Here is an 18396-nt window from a genome sequence, read left to right on the forward strand (position 1 = left end):
ATGTTAAATAAAAAACTTTTATTTATAGCAATGCTAAGTGCGGGTTTTACTGCCACTGTTCAGGCTGGAGATGAAGTACATCAGTTAAATTTTAAAGAAGCTGTAGACCGTGCAGTTGCAGATGGTACTTTAGATGGTTCAGTAAAGTTTTATTTAAAGGGTACAAAGTCTGGCGGTAAAATCATTCAAAAAGATGCGGTAACCAATAAAAAGACCAATGGTTTTGGTAAGTCCGCAGCAACGTCTTGTGACTGGGTTTTACGTTCAGCACTGATCCAAATGCAAAATAATGCGAAAGCACAAGGTGCAAATGCAGTTACCAATATTGTGAGCTATTTTAAAGCCAATGAAACTACGAGTATGACAACTTACGATTGCTATAAAGGTGCCATGATGGCGGGTGTTACCTTAAAAGGCGACGTGGTTAAATTCTAATTAATTTTAAATAAGGTCGGGATAATGTCTAAACGTAATATTGAAGTCTACACACAGGCATTATCTCAGCTTCTTTTAAAATCTAAACAAGATTTTCCAGACTTTCGTACATTTAATCATTATAAAAAACAGCAAATACATAATATTAGAAACGAGCTAATAGCACAGAAATTACAAATTACAATAACGGATTTGGAGTTTGCAAAGCATGAGCATGGCAAGCCATATTTATTGAGTCACGATTTAGATTTTAATCATTCTCATAGCCAACAATATTATGCTTTGGCGATGAGTCAACAGGTTAAAGATATAGGCGTAGACGTTGAAGAATTAGACCGTAAAGTTCGTTTGGAAGCTTTAGCCCAGCATGCATTTCATCCTGATGAATATGCAACATGGCAAAGTCTAGAACAAGATAGAGAATATTGGTTTAAAGTCTGGACGACTAAAGAGGCTGTTCTAAAAGCTTCAGGCCTTGGTATACGTTTAGATTTAAATACTTTAAATACTCAAGCACATCCTACAGACTGTGGCGGAATATGCTCGCATGAACTTATTGGGACATTTGCTTATCAAAACTTCGTTGTAGGCAATATGATTCTAACGTTAGCATGGCGTTCAGAATTATCTTGCCGTGGTTTTCAGTTTCCTACAATTCAGCTTCATTCACTGGATGGTGAATTCACCAAATAGCACACATAAAAAAACCGCGAATTACGCGGTTTTTTAGTTTAGAGCAAGCTATAAAATTAAGCTTGACCTTCAACAGCTTGAGCACGTTGCATATTCGCTTCGAACTCTGCATCAAAGTTGATTGGTGTAAGAAGTAACTGTGGGAAGCTACCTTTAGTCACTAAATCATTTACCGCTTCACGTAAGAACGGGAACAAAATATTTGGGCAATAAGCGCCTAAAATATAAGGTAAACGATCTTCTTCAACGTTATCAATCAAGAAAATACCTGATTGAGTGATATCTACAATGAACGCTGTTTCGTTGTCGTTATCGGCTTGTACCACAACTTTTAAAGAAACTTCAAAATGAGTTGGATCAATTTTTTCTGCAGCAGAAGAAAGATTGATATTGAGTTCAGGTTGCCATTGTTTAGTAAAAACCTGCGCCCCAGGAACCTCAAAAGAAATATCTTTTGTATAAATACGCTCTAAAGCTAATTGTGGTTGAACTTGTTGTTCTTCGCTCATTGTTTTTTCCTTAATATGGATGCGAGATTAAGCCAATAATTCGTCAAGTTTACCTTCACGCTCTAAAGCATAAAGTTGGTCAAAACCGCCAATAAACTGATCGTTAATAAAAATTTGTGGGACAGTACGATGATTAGTACGTTGCATTAATTCAACACGTACTTCTGGTGCTTCAACAGAAAGATTTACTTCTTTGTAAGCAACACCTTTACGCTCAAGTAACTGTTTAGCACGAACGCAATACGGACATACAGAAGTTGAGTAAACAATGACATTTGCAGTCATAATAATTCTCCTTAAGCTTTTGGTTTGCTTTTAACAAGAGGTAAGCCTTGTGCTTTCCAGTTACTAATACCACCATCAAGACGATAGCTGTCGTGGTGAGCAACTTTTTGCAAAGCACTACCAGCAACTTGTCCGAGGTTGCAAATAAATACTAATGGACGCTCACTTGCTTTTAATTCATCAGCATGACTTGCAATTTGGCTGAAAGGAATATTGCGGCTGCCACTAATATGACCTTCACGGAAGTCTTTACTATCGCGCAAGTCGATCAGTATGGCATTTTTCGCTTTCACTAAAATACCAAGCGACTGTGGTGAAATTTTACGACCGTTACGTTGACCTTCAAAAATGAAGAACAACACGACCAAGACTCCGAGCGTACCAAACAAAATGGGGTGATTCCCCATAAACTCTAACCAGCGTTCCACAAGTCACCTAAAAAAAATTAAAAACAAAATTGACCTAGAGTATAGCGTATATAGATGGTGATCAAAATCACCACTTCAAGGGCAAAGCAGACAGAAAATTAGTTTTTTTGCTGTGCTTCTTGAATCTCATCATTTAAACGCAAAAAGCTATCTAGGCGCCGTGGTAAAATTTCACCAGATTCTACAGCGTGTTTTAACCCACAGTTCTTTTCATGAGTATGGGTGCAATTACGGAATTGGCAAGAACCCAAATGTGCTTCAATTTCTGGAAAGCCCATACGAATTTTTTCTAAATCAAGATGCCAAAGTCCAAACTCACGAATTCCCGGTGAATCGATTAACGCACCATTTTTACCGAAATTCATTAAACGTGTAGAGGTTGTTGTGTGCTGACCGAGTGCAGAGTTTTCAGAAATAATATTTGTTTTCTGCTCTGCATCTGGAATAAGCACATTAATTAAAGAGCTTTTTCCTACACCCGATTGACCAACGAAAGCCACAGTTTCGCCATCTAAACGTTCAGATAAAGCAGAGATATCACCCTTTTTAGACTGACAAATTATCACCTCATAACCCAAAGTTTTATATTCTTCTAATAGGGTAAGAATTGGGTCATTTTCAGTGAGCAAATCCGATTTATTTAAAACTAAAAGTGCGGGAATGTTAGCGTCTGCACAAGCGACTAAATAACGATCGATTAATGTTGGGGCTGGCTCAGGAAGGGGAGAAAATACAATTACAATCAAACTGATATTTGCTGCAACTGGTTTAACTTTGTGATAACGGTCTGGACGGGTAAGCAACGAGTTACGTGGATGAATAGCAGTAATAATGCCTAAACCCGTGTTTGGGTCAGCCTGCCATTTAACTCGGTCACCAGTCACAAGTAACTCAAGGTTTGTGCGAGTATGACAGCGCCATACGCTTTTGAGCTCGATAGGTTTCCAGAAAGGTTCTGGCTCTCCTTCGGCAACTTGAGGTTTTTCTGGGTGATGCTCAGGTACGGAGAGTGCCTGTACTTCGAGTTGGCGGCCATAATGTTGTACAACGAGTCCGTCCAGATCTTGTGAAGTATCTGCCTCTTCTTGGCGAGTTTTGTGCTGTTTTTCAATACGACGTTGCTGTTGTTCAGTTAAACGACGCTTACGAATTAAAGCCATTCATATCCCAAAAAAACCACTGTTTGAAGATGGCAAAAATAGCATGAAGCGGCTATAGAATTACAGCGCAGATGCAAGAAATTTGCTACTATTGATGTTTTTACGGCATTTAGAACGTACATACATGAGCAGTACTTTAAATACACGATTAATTTGGATTGATCTGGAAATGACCGGTTTAGATACCGATAATGACCAAATTATTGAAATCGCAACAATTATTACAGATGATCATTTAAATGTACTTGCCGAAGGTCCGGTTTTAGCCGTTCATCAGCCTGACCGTATTTTAAATGCAATGGATGAGTGGAATACTCGCCAACATGGGCAATCTGGGTTGGTTGAACGAGTTCGTCGCAGTAAATTAACCGCTCGTGATGCTGAGTTACAGACTTTAGAATTCCTAAAAAAATGGGTTAATCCAAAAGTTTCACCGATGTGCGGTAACTCGATCTGTCAGGATCGCCGTTTCTTACATCGTCTTATGCCTGAACTAGAGCAGTATTTCCACTATCGTAATCTTGATGTATCTACGGTAAAAGAACTCTCAAAACGCTGGCGCCCTGAAATTATGAGCGGTCTGAAAAAGAATGCATCGCATTTGGCAATGGATGATATTCGTGACTCGATTTCTGAGTTGAAATACTACCGTGAATATTTCTTTATCATGAACACTGACGGTAAAGATTAATAATTTTGCCCGAGTGATATGAAAGGGAGGCTATTGCCTCCTTTTTTATTGTTTAAAGGGGATTGTTACAATAATGCCGATCGCTTGATTTGGCTTTCATATTCATTTTGCTTAAAATGATGTTTTAAATTTTTATTATAAAAAGAGAGCATTTATGCAAAGTAATAACCCGATACTGACGCGTGTTGAAACGGTCAGTGACTATAGTCAACCGATGACTGTGCAAGGTGCGATTCAAAAATCTGTTATGTTGACCATCATTGCAGCTGCGGTGGGTGTCGCTTTATTTTTATATGCAGCCTTTACTGCAAATGTTGGTATTGCCTATGCAGGTGCTATTGTTGGCGCAATTGGTGGCTTGGTTTTAGCTTTAATTGCCACATTTAAACCGACGACTGCACCAACCTTGGCAATTCCTTATGCACTATTTGAAGGTGCATTTTTAGGTGGTATTTCTTTTACTTTTCAAATGAAATACCCAGGTGTGCCTTTACAAGCATTACTTGCAACTTTTGTGACAACATTGGTCATGTTTGGTCTATATAAATTCAAGATTGTACGTGCAACTGAAAAATTCAAGTCAGTTGTGATATCTGCGTCTTTGGCTATTTTTCTTGTATTTATTGTGCAGATGATCATGCGTTTAGCATTTGGTTCAAGCATTCCTTATATTTTTGAAAGTAACTGGTTAGGCATTGGCTTTGCTGCATTTATTGCTGTGATTGCGTCACTTAACCTGATTTTAGATTTCGATTTAATTGAAACAAATGCAGCTTACCGCGCTCCAAAGTTTATGGAGTGGTTATGTGGAATTGCATTACTCTCAACCTTAGTTTGGATGTATATCTCTTTTTTACGTTTGATTGGTTTGTTATCTGACGACTAAGATTATATTCATCTAGAAGTCGCTCCTCATGAGGAGCGACTTTTTTTTCGTGCGATTTTTGAAAAAAGATGCATTATGCAATTTCGAAAACCGCTGAATATTGGCATTATGCTTTAAATTGTTTTGAGTGAGATCGGCATGACACAAGGACTTTTAGCAGGTAAGCGCTTTTTGATTGCAGGCGTTGCTAGTAAATTATCAATTGCTTTTGGTATTGCCCAAGCATTACACCGCGAAGGTGCAGAGCTTGCGTTTACTTATCCAAACGAAAAATTAAAAAAACGTGTGGATGAATTTGCTGAGCAATTCGGTTCTAAGCTTGTGTTTCCATGTGATGTAGCAGTTGATAGTGAAATTGACAATGCATTTGCAGAACTTGCAAAACATTGGGACGGTCTTGATGGCGTAGTTCACTCTATTGGCTTTGCTCCTGCACATACACTTGATGGTGATTTTACTGACGTGACTGACCGTGACGGTTTTAAAGTTGCTCATGACATCAGTGCATACAGCTTTATTGCGATGGCTCGTGCTGCAAAACCATTATTACAAGCTCGCCAAGGCTGTTTATTGACTTTGACTTACCAAGGTTCTGAGCGTGTAATGCCTAACTATAACGTTATGGGCATGGCAAAAGCTTCTTTAGAAGCGGGTGTTCGTTACTTGGCATCAAGCTTAGGTGTTGACGGTATTCGTGTAAACGCGATTTCTGCGGGTCCAATCCGTACATTAGCTGCTTCTGGTATTAAATCTTTCCGTAAAATGTTAGATGCGAATGAAAAAGTTGCTCCGTTAAAACGCAATGTGACTATTGACGAAGTGGGTAATGCAGCATTATTCCTTTGCTCGCCATGGGCTTCAGGTATTACTGGTGAAATTCTATATGTAGATGCTGGTTTCAATACTGTAGGTATGAGCCAATCTATGATGGATGATGAATAAGTTTTAAAACTTATTTAGCCATAAAAAAAGCCGTAGTTGAAGGACTACGGCTTTTTTAATTGGTGCAACTTATTGAGGAAGTTCTTTTACAGGTGAACCACCTAAAGCTTGCATGAGGGTGACATACGCGTTGTATTGGCTTTGTTTAGTTTCAACAAGGCTTAAGCGTGCAGTACGTGTCGTTTGCTGGGCATCAAGAAGTGTTTTTAATGCGACAGCACCATAACGGTAACGGACTTCGGTTAAACGTTCGGTTTTTTCTGCAAGCTGAACATTGCGTTCTTGTAACGCTACTTGTTTATCTAACTCCGTTCGACTCGATAAAGCGTTTTCGACATCAGCAAAAGCCTGATAAAGCGTTTGGCGATATTGAATAATCGCTTTTTCATAATCCAGATTGCTAATCGCGATGTCTTTCTTCATATCGTTATATTGCAAAAACGGTAAGCTCAAACTTGCCCCAAGCGTGAGGGCAGGGTTACGCAATAGCTCCGTTAACGATGTGCTGCTTGAACCCAAACTACTGGTTAAGCTAATTGATGGATAGTAGCTTGCCTTAGTTGCATCTTTAGTCGCGAGTGCCTTTTTTAAACGAAGCTCAGAGGCTTGTAAATCGGGACGACGCGATAAAATATCAGCGGGTAAGCCCGCACCAATTGCCGGCAGTGCATTGCGTGGTAAACGTTTAGGCTCTTGAATATTTAACTGTTGCAATGGTTCATGTAATAGCACTGCAATAGCAGTACGTGTTTCAACCAGTTGTTGCTCAATTTGACTTAAGCTTGCTTTTTGGCTTTGTACCGACTGTTCTGCTTGAGTCAGATCTACACCTGAAACTGCGCCAGCTTTATATTGAATCTGTACCAAGTCATAAAGCTTTTGTGATGTTGCTAGACTTTGCTGTGCAGTTGTATAACGCTCATTTAAATAACCGAGTTGCCAATAGAGTTTTGCAGTGGTTGCAATTAAACTTTGCCCAGTGGCTTGTAGATCTTGTTCAGTCGCTAAAGCTTCCCATTTACTTGCTTCAGTTTGGCGTGCAAGCTTACCAAACAAGTCAAGCTCATAGCTTACACCCGCACTCATTGATAGGCCTTTAGAACTGTCATCTCCCGAATTTAAATCGAAAGAATGTCCTGTAGAAACACTAGAGTTGGTACGTAAGCCTTGTTTATTTGCGGTTAGATCAGCTTGTAGACGAGCTTGTTTTAAGGCAATGCCGGCAACTGCTAAATCGCTGTTACGTTCTAATACATTGCTTACGAGCTGATTAAGCTGTGCGTCGCCAAAAAGTGTCCACCAGCGGTCTGCATATTGTTCGGCAGATGCTGTTTTTGCTTTGGCAGTGTCATACTGAAAACTACCCGGAACTTGTACCGAAGGTGTTTCATAAGGGGTTTTTACTACAGCTGCACATCCTACAAGAGAACCCGTGAGAAGAAGTGCTGTGCTGAGTTTAGTCATAGAGAAAGACATGCAATTTTCCTTATTCTCGTGATAGTGCTGCCACAGGGTCGAGTTTTGCGGCATTCTTGGCTGGTAAGAATCCAAAAATCACACCAATAAGTGTTGAACACACAAAGGCTGCAACAATCGATGTGCTTGAATAAGCCACGCTAAAGTTTCCGCCGGCAAATTTATTAATGAGTTGTCCAAGGCCGAGCGACAGCAAGACGCCAAGCACACCACCAATTAAACACACTAAAATTGCCTCAATAAGGAATTGCTGCAAAATATCACTTTGTCTCGCGCCCACAGCCATACGCACACCAATTTCCTGAGTACGTTCAGTCACAGAAACCAACATAATATTCATTACCCCGATACCGCCAACGACCAATGAAATTACGGCAATTGCTGAAACCAGAAGAGTCATCGTACTGGTTGTTTTCTCAATGGTTTGACGGATACTGTCACTGTTCATAGTGAAAATATCTTGTGCACCATGGCGCTGGGTTAATAAGTTTACAATCGCATTTTCTGCGGCTGTAGTTGAATATTTATCATTAATACGAACCACAATATTGCGGACATGGGCTTGACCTAACATACGGCTCATTACGGTTGTATAAGGCATATATACATTGAGCGTGTCATCTGAACCCATACCACTGGTTTGCGGTTCTACAATTCCGATAATTCGAGCAGGTACACTACCAAGTAACACCACTTGTCCAATTGGGTTAGTGCCATCACTAAAGAATTGTTTTTGTGTATTGGTATCAATAACCACATCTTGTGAACGATCGCGAACACTGCGTTGGTCAAAAGTTTGGCCATCTTTAAAGACTAGACCTTTTACATCGAAATAATCGTTACTCACACCGTTAATGGTCGCGTTTGCTTCATTTTGTTGATAACGAATGGTTTTGGATGTGCTGACCATTGGACTGACCGCACTCACATAAGGCTGCGTCATTAATGCATCTGCATCAGCAGGCACCAATGTTTTAAAATTGGCTGTTTTAGAGTTATCACCAAATCCTTTCCCCTGAAACACCGTAATCGTATTGGTGCCGAGGCCGCTAATATTGCTTAAAATTTGTTGTTGAGAACCTTTACCTAGAGCGACCACTGTAACAACAGATGCGATACCAATAATGATCCCAAGCATGGTTAAAAAAGTACGCATGCGATGAGCATTCATAGACAGTAAAGCCATTTGGAAAGCTTCTGACAGGCGGTCTAAAGTTGAACGCCATGCAGAAATACTTTTGCCTTTTTTCTGTTTACCTTGTAATGCTGGAGCAGCATCTGGATCAGACTTGACTGGTTCTGCTGCTTGATCAGGAACATTAGGACGGTCACTAATAATTTCTCCATCACTAATTTCGATAATACGAGTCGCATTTTTTGCGACCTGCATATCATGGGTAACCAGAATAATGGTGTGACCAGCTGCATTGAGTTCACGCAAAATCCGCATTACCTCAACGCCACTATGTGAGTCGAGTGCACCTGTTGGTTCATCGGCTAAGATCACATCACCGCCATTCATTAAGGCACGAGCAATAGAAACACGTTGCTGTTGACCACCAGAAAGTTGGCTTGGTCTATTAAGTGTTTTAGTGCCTAAACCTAATTCGGTCAGTAGAGCTGTTGCACGTTGTTTACGCTCAGAAGGGGTAACACCGGCATAAACAGCTGGGACCTCAACGTTACCTTCGGCAGATAAGTCACCCAGTAAATGGTAGCGCTGGAAAATAAAACCAAAATATTCACGGCGTAGTCGAGCGAGCTGATCTGGTTCGAGTTTACCGGTCTCTTGTCCACTAACCTTATAACTACCACTTGTAGGGCGGTCTAAACAGCCCAAAATATTCATGAGTGTTGACTTACCCGAACCAGACTGACCGACAATGGCAACCAGTTCACCTTCATAAATGGTAAGGTCAATTCCTTTTAAAATTTGTATTGTGCTTTCGCCAGCAGGGAATTCCCGGACCAGATTGCTGACTTCAAGCAAAGCTTGTTTTGTCATGCTTACATTCCCATTGGGCCACTACGGCGACGATTATTACCACTATTTGCAGAAGCAGCAGAGTTTTCTGAACTATCAGCGATCACGACTTGGTCGCCTTGTTTTAATCCAGCAAGAACTTGTGCGTTTACACGGTTGTTAATACCCACCAAGATCTGAGTTGGTTTACTCGTACCATCCGCTTGTAAAATACGAACTACACCAAGCGTTGCTTTGCCTTGTTCAATAAGTTGTTTTTGTTCAGCAGTTAAATTTAAGCGTTCTAAACGAGCACCATTGCCTTGATGCTTTCGTTCCGCACTTGGAGTCGAAGCTGCTTTGTCTGCTGATTGCCCCGGTTTTCTTTGACCAGAAAATTGTTTGCTACTTAAAGCAGATGAAGGAACCAGTAAGGCATTTTTTGCTGAATCTAATACGATATAAACTTGTGCAGTCATATCAATACGCAATTTGCCATCCGTATTTGGAACGTCAAATAAAGCGTTGTAGTACACAGCTGAACTACTGGTTGAACTCGTTGTATTGTTTGATTCACTAGAAATTGAATCTGGAGCAGGTTCAATCTGACGTAACGTCGCATAACGCTTACTATCATCACCTAGGGTCGTAAAGTAGACTTGTTGGCCTTTTTCTACTCTCATGATATCGGCTTCACTGACCTGCGCCTTGATCGTCATATTTTGTAGTTTTGCAATTTTAACGATAGTTGGAGCACTTTGATTCGCGTTTACGGTTTGTCCTTCTTCCGTCACAATTGCGACAACCGTACCATCTGTTGGAGCAAGAATACGTGTATAGCCAATGTTTGTTTGTGCTGTTGAACGAGTGACTTTCGCAGACTCAATTTGTGCGTCTAATGCTTTGACTTGTGCTTGAGCTGTTTTATAGCTTGCTTCAGCTGACTCTAAATCTGCACGTGGTGTTGCATCTTGTGCATACATCTGTTGCTGACGACGGTATTCGAGTTGTTTTTCATTCAAAGAAGCAACCTGTTGAAGTCGCTGTGCTTCTAAATTTTTAATATTCGCATCAGAAGTTTTTAAACTATTTTCTTGGGTAGTTGAATCAATTTGAGCAATCAGTTGACCTTGCTTAACCTGGTCGCCAAGTTGTACATACATCTTTTTAACCTGACCGGATACCTGTGCTCCCACACTAATGAGTTTGGTTGCATCAAGTGTACCCGTTGCAAGTACATTATTTTCAATATCCCCGCGCGTTACCTCTGCGGTAATATATTGTGGCTGCTGCTGTTTTGGCTTGAAAAACTTCCAGGCTAATAGAGCGATAATTACTATACAGACGATGATAATAACAAGTTTGACTGGCTTTATTTTTGGCATGGCGAGAGGTCGAAAAGTTTAAAATTTAATTTAGTATAAAAGCGAAATGAGGATAAAACGTGAATTTTTATGATATTTCAGGAATGAAGAAAAATGATTCAGCCGAATTACTGTATAAATAATGTTTTCCCACATAATTCAGCAATCGCTTGCTGCATTAAATGTTCTGCATTTTCGTTCGACATTCCTTTAATTGCTGCATCAATTTGCAATAGAAGGGTAGACCAGCCTAAAAACTGTTGTGGATTTAATCTTCTCAAAGCTTGTTGATATAAACCCACCTTTGTTTTCCAGATGCCAAGTTGCAAGGCATTATGAGGCTGTTCAAACAATTGCATCAACAAGCGCATTTCTTTACTTAAAGTCCATAAAATCAGACTATCTGGTTCGCCTGCTGCGATTAAATATTGAAAAATCTTAATAGATTGTCCAAGGTTACCTTCTAATAACGCATCACTTAAATCATAAGTGGTATAGCGTGATTGATCTTGTAGGCACGCATATAATTGTTCAATTTGAATCAGTTTTTGGTCTGGGAAGGTATCTCTTACACGCATCAAGCTATTTTTAGCTGCAAGCAAATTGTGCTCATGGTGTTGCATTAACCATTGCCAAGCATCATTGTCGAGCTGGATCTCAAGCTTTTCTGCTTCTACATTTAAAATACGTTGACGGTCTTGTGGGTAATTTGCTGTTAGGGCAACTACAACCCCATTTGCCTCAACAACTTGAAAAAAAGCAGATTTTAAGCTGCTACTATCTTGTTTGGGTAAAACAATTAAGAGCAGGTTATGTTCATTATGTTGTATATAACTTTTAAGTTGTTTTAAGCCATTCGCATCAGGTTTTATATTGCCGTGTACTTCAATAGCAAGCTGCTGAGAAAATAAAGATAAGCTATTAAGTGCATTAAAGACATTTTTCCAGTCGCTTACGCTACTAATGTCATAACGCTGTCTTTCAACTTCTTGTTGTTGCCAGCTTTTGCGAAAAGCATCTAATAAATTTTGTTCTAATAAAGGCTCTTGCCCATGCAAAATCCACGCACCCCGAGCTTCTGGAGTACGTTTTAAGGCTTGTAAATAGTCAATTTTCATTGCTGGCAAAAATACAGATTAAGGCTGAGCTTTTGGTAAACGATTTGCTGAAATCTGACGAGTAATCTGTTGTGCAATATCATCAATTACAATACGTTGTAAGTAACTTTCTTGCTGATTTTCAGTGTTGACTGTTGCCAAGTCATATTGATAACTACGAGATGCAGTTAACGAACGTGGTTCAGTAATTTTATTACCCTGACGATCTTCAATCTGGAAGGTTACAGTTAAGCGTAATAATACTTCTGTTAGTTTTCCATTTAAAAGCTGACGACGTGGCGTGTACTCTAAAACACGGAGTACATAGGCATCATTATCATTACTGAATTGAACACCATTAGCAGCCAAATAAACTTTTAACTGCGTTTCCAAATCATCAGTTTTAGCTGGTAACTCAAGGCTTAACTTTTTATAAACAAGCGGAGTCGCAGTCGGGTTGGTTCCTTTTAAGTGAAATCCACACCCGACTAAGCCTGCACTAAGGCCTAAGGTTAAAACAACAGCGGCTAAACGTTTGGCTAAGTGCATGCTTGATCCTCTCATTAATAACTTTAATTAAACCACGAGGTTAACGAGTTTATTTGGAACCACAATTTCTTTTTTTGTTGGTCCGGTTAAGAATTGTTGAACTTCTGGTAGAGCTTTAGCTTGAGCTAATAGATCTTCCTTTGAAATATCAACAGAAACTTCAAGTTTACCGCGAAGTTTACCGTTAACCTGTACAACAATCGTTTGCGTATTACGTGTTAACGCAGAAGCATCCACTTCAGGGAAAGTTGCTGCCGTAACATCTGTGCCAAATTGAGCCAATAAAGTTTGGCTTAAATGCGGTGCAAAAGGTTCGAGCAAAGTTAAAAGTGTTGTGATCGCTTCACGTTCTACAGCAATATCATTGTCATCTTTTGCTTCAAACTTGTTGCTCGCATTTAACAACTCCATTAAAGCAGCAATCGCAGTATTGAATGCATGACGACGTTCAATATCATCACTTACTTTTTGAATGGTTTCGTGTGTTTTGCGACGTAAATCTTGAGCATCTTTAGACAAATTAGCTGCATCGATCGTAGAAGCTGAGTTGCCTTTTTCAAGGAAGCCAGCTACAAGGCGCCATACACGTTTCAAGAAACGGTTTGCTCCTTCAACACCTGCATCAGACCATTCTAAAGATTGATCTGGTGGTGCAGCGAACATCATGAATACACGAGCAGTATCTGCACCGTATTGATCAATAATCGCTTGTGGATCGATACCGTTGTTTTTCGACTTAGACATTTTCTCTTGTCCGCCGATTACAACTTCTTGGCCGTCACCTGAATATTTTGCAGAAAGAATACGACCTTTTTCATCACGCTCTAGCTCAATATCAGCTGGGTTAAACCAAGTTTTCTTACCATTTTCTGCTTCACGGTAGAACGTATCTGCAAGCACCATGCCTTGCGTTAACAAGTTGGTAAATGGCTCATTACCTTGTACAACGCCTTCGTCACGCATTAATTTGTGGAAGAAACGTGCATAAAGTAAGTGAAGAATTGCGTGCTCAACACCACCAATGTATTGGTTCACAGGAAGCCAGTTTTGAGCAGCTTCAGGTTTAACCAAGCCACCAGTAAAGTCTGGAGAAGCATAGCGTGCGTAGTACCAAGATGACTCTACGAAAGTATCTAAAGTATCTGTTTCACGACGTGCATCGCCGCCACAACAAGGACATTTAGTTTCATAGAATTCAGGCATTTTGTTAAGTGGATTGCCTGAGCCATCTGGTACAACATCTGTTGGTAATACAACTGGAAGCTGGTCTTCTGGAACTGTGACTTGACCACAAGTATCACAATTGATCATTGGAATTGGACAACCCCAGTAACGTTGACGAGAAACACCCCAGTCACGTAAACGGAATTGAACTTTAGAATTTGCTAAATTGTGTGGTTCTAATTTTGTAAGGAAAGCATCAAAAGCCGCTTGAAATTCTAAGCCGTCAAACTCACCAGAATTAACAAGTTTACCTTCTTTAGAACCGTACCATTCTTGCCACTCTGTTGCAGAGTAGTCTGCATCGTCAGCACCTTTGGCATCAATCACTTGCTTAATTGGCAAATTGAACTTGTTAGCAAATTCAAAATCACGTTCGTCATGTGCTGGTACCGCCATTACTGCGCCAGAACCATAAGACATTAATACGTAGTTTGCGATCCAGACAGGAAGTTCTTCACCAGTTACAGGATGTTTTACAAACAAGCCTGTTGCCATACCTTTTTTCTCAGCTGTCGCCAAGTCAGCTTCTGCAACTGAACCCATACGGCATTCTTCGATAAATGCAGCCAATTCAGGGTTATTTTCAGCAGCTTTAAGCGCAAGAGGGTGTTCTGCTGCAACAGCAACGTATGTCACACCCATTAGAGTGTCAGCACGAGTTGTATAAACTGTTAATGCATCTGCATAGACTTCAGTATTGCTCGACGGGAAAGTAATTTCCATACCTGTAGAGCGACCAATCCAGTTACGTTGCATGGTCAATACTTGTTGAGGCCAGCCATCTTGTAAGGTGTCTAGGTCGTCTAATAATTCTTGTGCATAGTCCGTAATACGGAAGTAGTACATTGGAATATCGCGTTTTTCTACCAATGCACCTGAGCGCCAACCACGACCATTTTCAACTTGTTCGTTTGCCAAAACTGTTTGGTCAACTGGATCCCAGTTTACTGTTGAGAGTTTACGGTAGATCAGGCCTTTTTTATAAAGCTGAACAAATAACCATTGTTCCCAGTGATAGTACTCTGGTGTACAAGTTGCGAATTCACGATCCCAGTCTACAGACAGACCTAATTTTTTTAATTGGTCACGCATGTAAGCGATGTTTTCAAATGTCCATTTTGCCGGAGCAACTTTATGGGCAATTGCTGCGTTTTCCGCAGGTAAACCGAATGCATCCCAACCCATAGGTTGTAGCACTGTTTCACCTTTCAAACGGTAAAAACGGCTAATTACATCGCCAATTGTATAGTTACGCACATGCCCCATATGCAGCTTGCCGCTTGGGTAAGGAAACATTGACAGGATGTAGCGATGTTTACCTTCGACAGTGTCGGCAACTTTAAAGACTTTACGATTTTCCCAATCTTGTTGAACTGATGGTTCAATCGTGTTTGCTTGATATTCGGGGTCAATGTGAGAAATAGTCATAGACGTAAGCTATACAACGAAAATTGAAATGAAAGATTGCTGCACAGCATAGCGCAAAATAAGGGGAAATGTCAGTTTTTAGATCAGGATTTTATCTTTTAATATGAGCAATAAATATTTCTCAATCTATTCTTCTTTATTTTAAATAGTAGAAGAGTGATGAAAATATTCATCACTCTCATTTTACTTATCGCGGTGTTGTAGCGGATGGGGCAGATGTAGCAGGTGGAACTGCTACTGTGGGTGCATTTTTTTCCTGTGCGATGTTAGTTGCCTCTTGCACTACTTGATCTTTTTTATCTTGAGGTTGTTGTTCTGGGGCGGGTGTCGAATTTTTTACGGATGACTGGCTGCCGTAAGTTGAAACTTTGTTCAAATGTTTTGCACTCTTAGGTGGGGGAGTCGTGGTGTAATGTGTAGAGCCACTTTTATCCATCCATTTATAATATTGCTGTGCCTGACTTTGGCTTGAGCAAACTAGAGTCGCTGTTGTAACTGCTATATATAAGCTTGTTTTTAAATAAGATAAATTCATATTAGATCTTCCCCAAAGAAAGCTGACTATATTTAAATAAAGTTCATAAATAAGCAATTTACAATGCATGGTTTTATATAAAAAAGAATAATTATTTTTAATAAATAGGGGGGAGAGCTACCAAATTTACGATTTAATTTTAGATTAAAAAAGAAGCAGCTAATTTTTTTTATGGAAAAACCTTTTCTTTAATCTTGACTTTAGTGAATTAAACAACAAAAATGCTCCTTTAGTTTTATATGCGATTATTTGATCACCCTTCGAATAACCGTCATGTTTTGTAATAGACATTCTCTCTAGCCGAGAGATTGATTTTACTTAAAGTATGTATATCCAGACATGCTTTATTAATGTTAAAAAAGCTTATACGGCTGAAAAACAGAAATTTTTCTATTGCAACGAAAACTAGACAATATGTGTGCTATAACAGTGCAGACAATTCAATGAATGAAACACTATTTGTGCCTTCCATAAATAGTGATAAAGATTTTAGGGTGAATCACGTTGGAACTTTTATCTGGTGGTGAAATGCTCGTTCGTGCTCTTGCGGACGAAGGCGTTGAACATGTTTTTGGTTATCCAGGCGGCGCTGTATTACATATTTATGATGCGCTATTTCAACAAGACAAAATTAATCATTACCTCGTACGTCATGAACAAGCTGCTGGTCATATGGCAGATGCTTACTCGCGTGCTACAGGTAAGACTGGCGTAGTACTGGTCACTTCTGGACCTGGCGCAACTAATACTGTGACTCCAATTGCAACAGCTTATATGGACTCAATCCCAATGGTGATTTTGTCTGGCCAAGTTGCATCACATCTTATTGGTGAAGACGCTTTCCAAGAAACTGATATGGTGGGTATTTCACGCCCTATCGTGAAACACAGCTTCCAAGTTCGTCACGCAAGTGAAATTCCTGCAATTATCAAAAAAGCATTTTATATCGCATCAAGTGGTCGTCCTGGCCCAGTTGTAGTCGATATTCCGAAAGATGCGACAAATCCTGCAGAAAAATTTGCGTACGAATATCCTGAAAAAGTGAAGATGCGTTCTTATCAACCACCTTCACGCGGTCATTCTGGTCAAATTCGCAAAGCGATTGATGAGCTTTTAAGTGCAAAACGCCCTGTAATTTATACAGGTGGTGGTGTTGTTCAAGGTAATGCATCAGCATTATTGACTGAACTCGCTCATTTGTTGGGCTACCCAGTGACAAATACACTTATGGGCCTTGGAGGCTTCCCTGGCGATGATCCACAGTTCGTGGGCATGTTGGGAATGCACGGTACTTATGAAGCAAACATGGCGATGCATAATGCTGACGTCATTCTTGCAATTGGTGCTCGTTTTGATGACCGAGTAACCAATAATCCTGCAAAATTCTGTGTGAATGCAAAAGTTATTCATGTTGATATTGATCCGGCGAGCATTTCAAAAACGATCATGGCGCACATTCCAATTGTAGGGGCGGTTGAGCCTGTACTTCAGGAAATGTTGACGCAATTGAAACAATTGAATGTGTCTAAGCCTAACCCTGAAGCAATTGCTGCATGGTGGGATCAGATTAATGAATGGCGTAAAGTTCATGGCTTGAAGTATGAAACACTAGCTGATGGCACAATGAAGCCACAGCAAGTTGTTGAAGCTTTATATAAAGCGACTAATGGTGATGCCATCATTACTTCGGATGTGGGGCAACACCAAATGTTTGGTGCGTTGTATTACAAGTACAAACGTCCACGTCAATGGATTAACTCAGGTGGATTAGGCACCATGGGCGTAGGTTTACCTTATGCAATGGCAGCCAAGTTAGCTTTCCCAGATCAACAAGTCGTTTGTATTACCGGTGAAGCTTCCATTCAGATGTGTATTCAGGAGCTTTCAACTTGTAAGCAATACGGTATGAATGTGAAGATCTTGTGCTTGAATAACCGTGCTTTAGGTATGGTTAAGCAGTGGCAAGATATGAACTATGAAGGTCGTCACTCAAGCTCATATGTTGAATCATTACCTGACTTTGGCAAGTTAATGGAAGCTTATGGTCATGTTGGCATTCAAATTGATCATGCTGATGAACTAGAGTCGAAGCTTGCTGAAGCAATGGCGATTAATGATAAATGTGTATTCATTAATGTCATGGTTGATCGTACAGAACATGTTTATCCAATGCTGATCGCAGGTCAGTCCATGAAGGATATGTGGTTAGGTAAAGGGGAGCGTACATAATGAGACATATTATTTCTGTACTCGTTGAAAACGAAGCTGGTGCGCTTTCTCGTTTGGTGGGTTTATTCAGTCAACGTAACTATAACATTGAGACGTTGAATGTAGCTCCAACCGAAGACCCAACGTTATCACGTTTGACGTTAACCACTTATGGCGATGACCATAAGATTGAACAGATTACAAAGCAGCTCAACAAACTTGTTGAAGTTGTAAAAGTAGTAGATTTATCAGAAGGTTCGCACATTGAGCGTGAACTGATGTTGATTAAAGTAAAAGCGTTAGGTGCTTCACGTGCTGAAATTAAGCGAACAGCGGATATTTTCCGTGCGCAAATTGTAGACGTGACACCAACTACCTATACCATTCAAATAGCAGGGACAACTGAAAAATTAGATGGTTTTATCGATGCGCTTGCAGAAAACACTATTCTAGAAGTCGTTCGTTCAGGTGTATCTGGTATCGCCCGTGGCGAAAAAGTATTAGCCATTTAATTTTTTAAAAG

The 18396-nt window shown here is 40.1% G+C and carries 18 protein-coding genes; 7 read left to right on the forward strand and 11 right to left on the reverse strand.

Annotated features, from left to right (window positions below; translation table 11 throughout):
* On the forward strand, positions 1 to 435 hold the full coding sequence (locus WA249_RS01225) for an excinuclease (protein ID WP_336166042.1): 435 nt from the start codon (positions 1 to 3) through the stop codon (positions 433 to 435).
* 24 nt (positions 436 to 459) lie between these two features.
* Positions 460 to 1128 carry a 4'-phosphopantetheinyl transferase family protein gene (locus WA249_RS01230; protein ID WP_336166043.1) on the forward strand — a complete coding sequence of 223 codons (669 nt, stop codon included), beginning with the start codon at positions 460 to 462 and terminating at the stop codon, positions 1126 to 1128.
* Between the two features lie 56 nt (positions 1129 to 1184).
* Here WA249_RS01230 and secB read toward each other — a convergent pair whose 3' ends face one another.
* The 4 genes from secB to rsgA form a co-directional block, all read right to left on the reverse strand.
* Positions 1185 to 1637: a protein-export chaperone SecB gene (secB, locus tag WA249_RS01235; RefSeq protein ID WP_016139275.1), complete on the reverse strand. Its 453-nt coding sequence runs from the start codon at positions 1635 to 1637 to the stop codon at positions 1185 to 1187.
* Positions 1638 to 1664: 27 nt separating this feature from the next.
* On the reverse strand, positions 1665 to 1922 hold the full coding sequence (gene grxC / locus WA249_RS01240) for a glutaredoxin 3 (RefSeq protein ID WP_016139274.1): 258 nt from the start codon (positions 1920 to 1922) through the stop codon (positions 1665 to 1667).
* 11 nt (positions 1923 to 1933) lie between these two features.
* Complete coding sequence (locus tag WA249_RS01245) at positions 1934 to 2350, reverse strand: rhodanese-like domain-containing protein (RefSeq protein ID WP_003654928.1); 417 nt, start codon at positions 2348 to 2350, stop codon at positions 1934 to 1936.
* Between the two features lie 98 nt (positions 2351 to 2448).
* Positions 2449 to 3510: a ribosome small subunit-dependent GTPase A gene (rsgA, locus tag WA249_RS01250; protein ID WP_336166044.1), complete on the reverse strand. Its 1062-nt coding sequence runs from the start codon at positions 3508 to 3510 to the stop codon at positions 2449 to 2451.
* Between the two features lie 124 nt (positions 3511 to 3634).
* Between rsgA and orn the strand changes: the two genes are divergently transcribed.
* From orn to WA249_RS01265, 3 genes are all read left to right on the forward strand, one after another.
* The gene (gene orn, locus WA249_RS01255; protein WP_004794671.1) at positions 3635 to 4201 is read left to right on the forward strand and encodes an oligoribonuclease; all 567 of its coding nucleotides are present in this window, start codon (positions 3635 to 3637) and stop codon (positions 4199 to 4201) included.
* Positions 4202 to 4355: 154 nt separating this feature from the next.
* Positions 4356 to 5087, forward strand: coding sequence for a Bax inhibitor-1/YccA family protein (locus WA249_RS01260; RefSeq protein ID WP_336166045.1), 732 nt, complete (start codon positions 4356 to 4358; stop codon positions 5085 to 5087).
* A 138-nt stretch (positions 5088 to 5225) separates the two neighbouring features.
* Positions 5226 to 6029 carry an enoyl-ACP reductase FabI gene (locus tag WA249_RS01265; RefSeq protein WP_003654938.1) on the forward strand — a complete coding sequence of 268 codons (804 nt, stop codon included), beginning with the start codon at positions 5226 to 5228 and terminating at the stop codon, positions 6027 to 6029.
* Between the two features lie 69 nt (positions 6030 to 6098).
* On the opposite strand, the gene WA249_RS01270 is transcribed toward WA249_RS01265, so the two are convergent.
* The 7 genes from WA249_RS01270 to WA249_RS01300 all read right to left on the reverse strand — a co-directional run bounded on the left by WA249_RS01270 (position 6099) and on the right by WA249_RS01300 (position 15665).
* The gene (locus WA249_RS01270; protein ID WP_336166125.1) at positions 6099 to 7493 is read right to left on the reverse strand and encodes an efflux transporter outer membrane subunit; all 1395 of its coding nucleotides are present in this window, start codon (positions 7491 to 7493) and stop codon (positions 6099 to 6101) included.
* Between the two features lie 22 nt (positions 7494 to 7515).
* On the reverse strand, positions 7516 to 9510 hold the full coding sequence (locus WA249_RS01275; protein ID WP_336166046.1) for a MacB family efflux pump subunit: 1995 nt from the start codon (positions 9508 to 9510) through the stop codon (positions 7516 to 7518).
* Positions 9511 to 9512: 2 nt separating this feature from the next.
* A complete protein-coding gene (locus WA249_RS01280) occupies positions 9513 to 10853 on the reverse strand; it encodes a MacA family efflux pump subunit (protein ID WP_336166047.1) in 1341 nt (446 codons plus the stop codon).
* A gap of 107 nt (positions 10854 to 10960) precedes the next feature.
* Positions 10961 to 11950, reverse strand: coding sequence for a DNA polymerase III subunit delta (holA, locus tag WA249_RS01285; RefSeq protein ID WP_133747638.1), 990 nt, complete (start codon positions 11948 to 11950; stop codon positions 10961 to 10963).
* Between the two features lie 18 nt (positions 11951 to 11968).
* Positions 11969 to 12478, reverse strand: coding sequence for an LPS-assembly lipoprotein LptE (locus WA249_RS01290; protein WP_003654946.1), 510 nt, complete (start codon positions 12476 to 12478; stop codon positions 11969 to 11971).
* Positions 12479 to 12505: 27 nt separating this feature from the next.
* Positions 12506 to 15130: a leucine--tRNA ligase gene (gene leuS, locus WA249_RS01295; protein ID WP_336166048.1), complete on the reverse strand. Its 2625-nt coding sequence runs from the start codon at positions 15128 to 15130 to the stop codon at positions 12506 to 12508.
* Between the two features lie 187 nt (positions 15131 to 15317).
* Positions 15318 to 15665: a DUF4124 domain-containing protein gene (locus tag WA249_RS01300; protein WP_336166050.1), complete on the reverse strand. Its 348-nt coding sequence runs from the start codon at positions 15663 to 15665 to the stop codon at positions 15318 to 15320.
* 504 nt (positions 15666 to 16169) lie between these two features.
* Between WA249_RS01300 and WA249_RS01305 the strand changes: the two genes are divergently transcribed.
* Both WA249_RS01305 and ilvN read left to right on the forward strand, forming a co-directional pair.
* Entirely contained in the window at positions 16170 to 17894 is a 1725-nt protein-coding gene (locus WA249_RS01305; protein WP_336166051.1) for an acetolactate synthase 3 large subunit, read from the forward strand.
* Positions 17894 to 18385 (forward strand): acetolactate synthase small subunit, encoded by a 492-nt coding sequence (ilvN, locus tag WA249_RS01310; RefSeq protein ID WP_001215920.1) that lies wholly within the window; start codon positions 17894 to 17896, stop codon positions 18383 to 18385. The genes WA249_RS01305 and ilvN overlap by 1 nt, the downstream gene beginning before the upstream one ends.
* Positions 18386 to 18396: the final 11 nt, after the last annotated feature.

It is taken from the genome of Acinetobacter sp. 161(2023), from assembly GCF_037027805.1.
Lineage (GTDB): Bacteria > Pseudomonadota > Gammaproteobacteria > Pseudomonadales > Moraxellaceae > Acinetobacter.

Bases quoted from the DNA above. Each gene is read 5' to 3' on its own strand.
- WA249_RS01225 (WP_336166042.1), top strand. From the start codon at position 1: ATGTTAAATAAAAAACTTTTATTTATAGCAATGCTAAGTGCGGGTTTT.
- WA249_RS01230 (WP_336166043.1), top strand. From the start codon at position 460: ATGTCTAAACGTAATATTGAAGTCTACACACAGGCATTATCTCAGCTT.
- secB (WP_016139275.1), bottom strand. From the start codon at position 1,637: ATGAGCGAAGAACAACAAGTTCAACCACAATTAGCTTTAGAGCGTATT.
- grxC (WP_016139274.1), bottom strand. From the start codon at position 1,922: ATGACTGCAAATGTCATTGTTTACTCAACTTCTGTATGTCCGTATTGC.
- rsgA (WP_336166044.1), bottom strand. From the start codon at position 3,510: ATGGCTTTAATTCGTAAGCGTCGTTTAACTGAACAACAGCAACGTCGT.
- orn (WP_004794671.1), top strand. From the start codon at position 3,635: ATGAGCAGTACTTTAAATACACGATTAATTTGGATTGATCTGGAAATG.
- WA249_RS01260 (WP_336166045.1), top strand. From the start codon at position 4,356: ATGCAAAGTAATAACCCGATACTGACGCGTGTTGAAACGGTCAGTGAC.
- WA249_RS01265 (WP_003654938.1), top strand. From the start codon at position 5,226: ATGACACAAGGACTTTTAGCAGGTAAGCGCTTTTTGATTGCAGGCGTT.
- WA249_RS01270 (WP_336166125.1), bottom strand. From the start codon at position 7,493: ATGACTAAACTCAGCACAGCACTTCTTCTCACGGGTTCTCTTGTAGGA.
- WA249_RS01275 (WP_336166046.1), bottom strand. From the start codon at position 9,510: ATGACAAAACAAGCTTTGCTTGAAGTCAGCAATCTGGTCCGGGAATTC.
- WA249_RS01280 (WP_336166047.1), bottom strand. From the start codon at position 10,853: ATGCCAAAAATAAAGCCAGTCAAACTTGTTATTATCATCGTCTGTATA.
- holA (WP_133747638.1), bottom strand. From the start codon at position 11,950: ATGAAAATTGACTATTTACAAGCCTTAAAACGTACTCCAGAAGCTCGG.
- WA249_RS01290 (WP_003654946.1), bottom strand. From the start codon at position 12,478: ATGCACTTAGCCAAACGTTTAGCCGCTGTTGTTTTAACCTTAGGCCTT.
- leuS (WP_336166048.1), bottom strand. From the start codon at position 15,130: ATGACTATTTCTCACATTGACCCCGAATATCAAGCAAACACGATTGAA.
- WA249_RS01300 (WP_336166050.1), bottom strand. From the start codon at position 15,665: ATGAATTTATCTTATTTAAAAACAAGCTTATATATAGCAGTTACAACA.
- ilvN (WP_001215920.1), top strand. From the start codon at position 17,894: ATGAGACATATTATTTCTGTACTCGTTGAAAACGAAGCTGGTGCGCTT.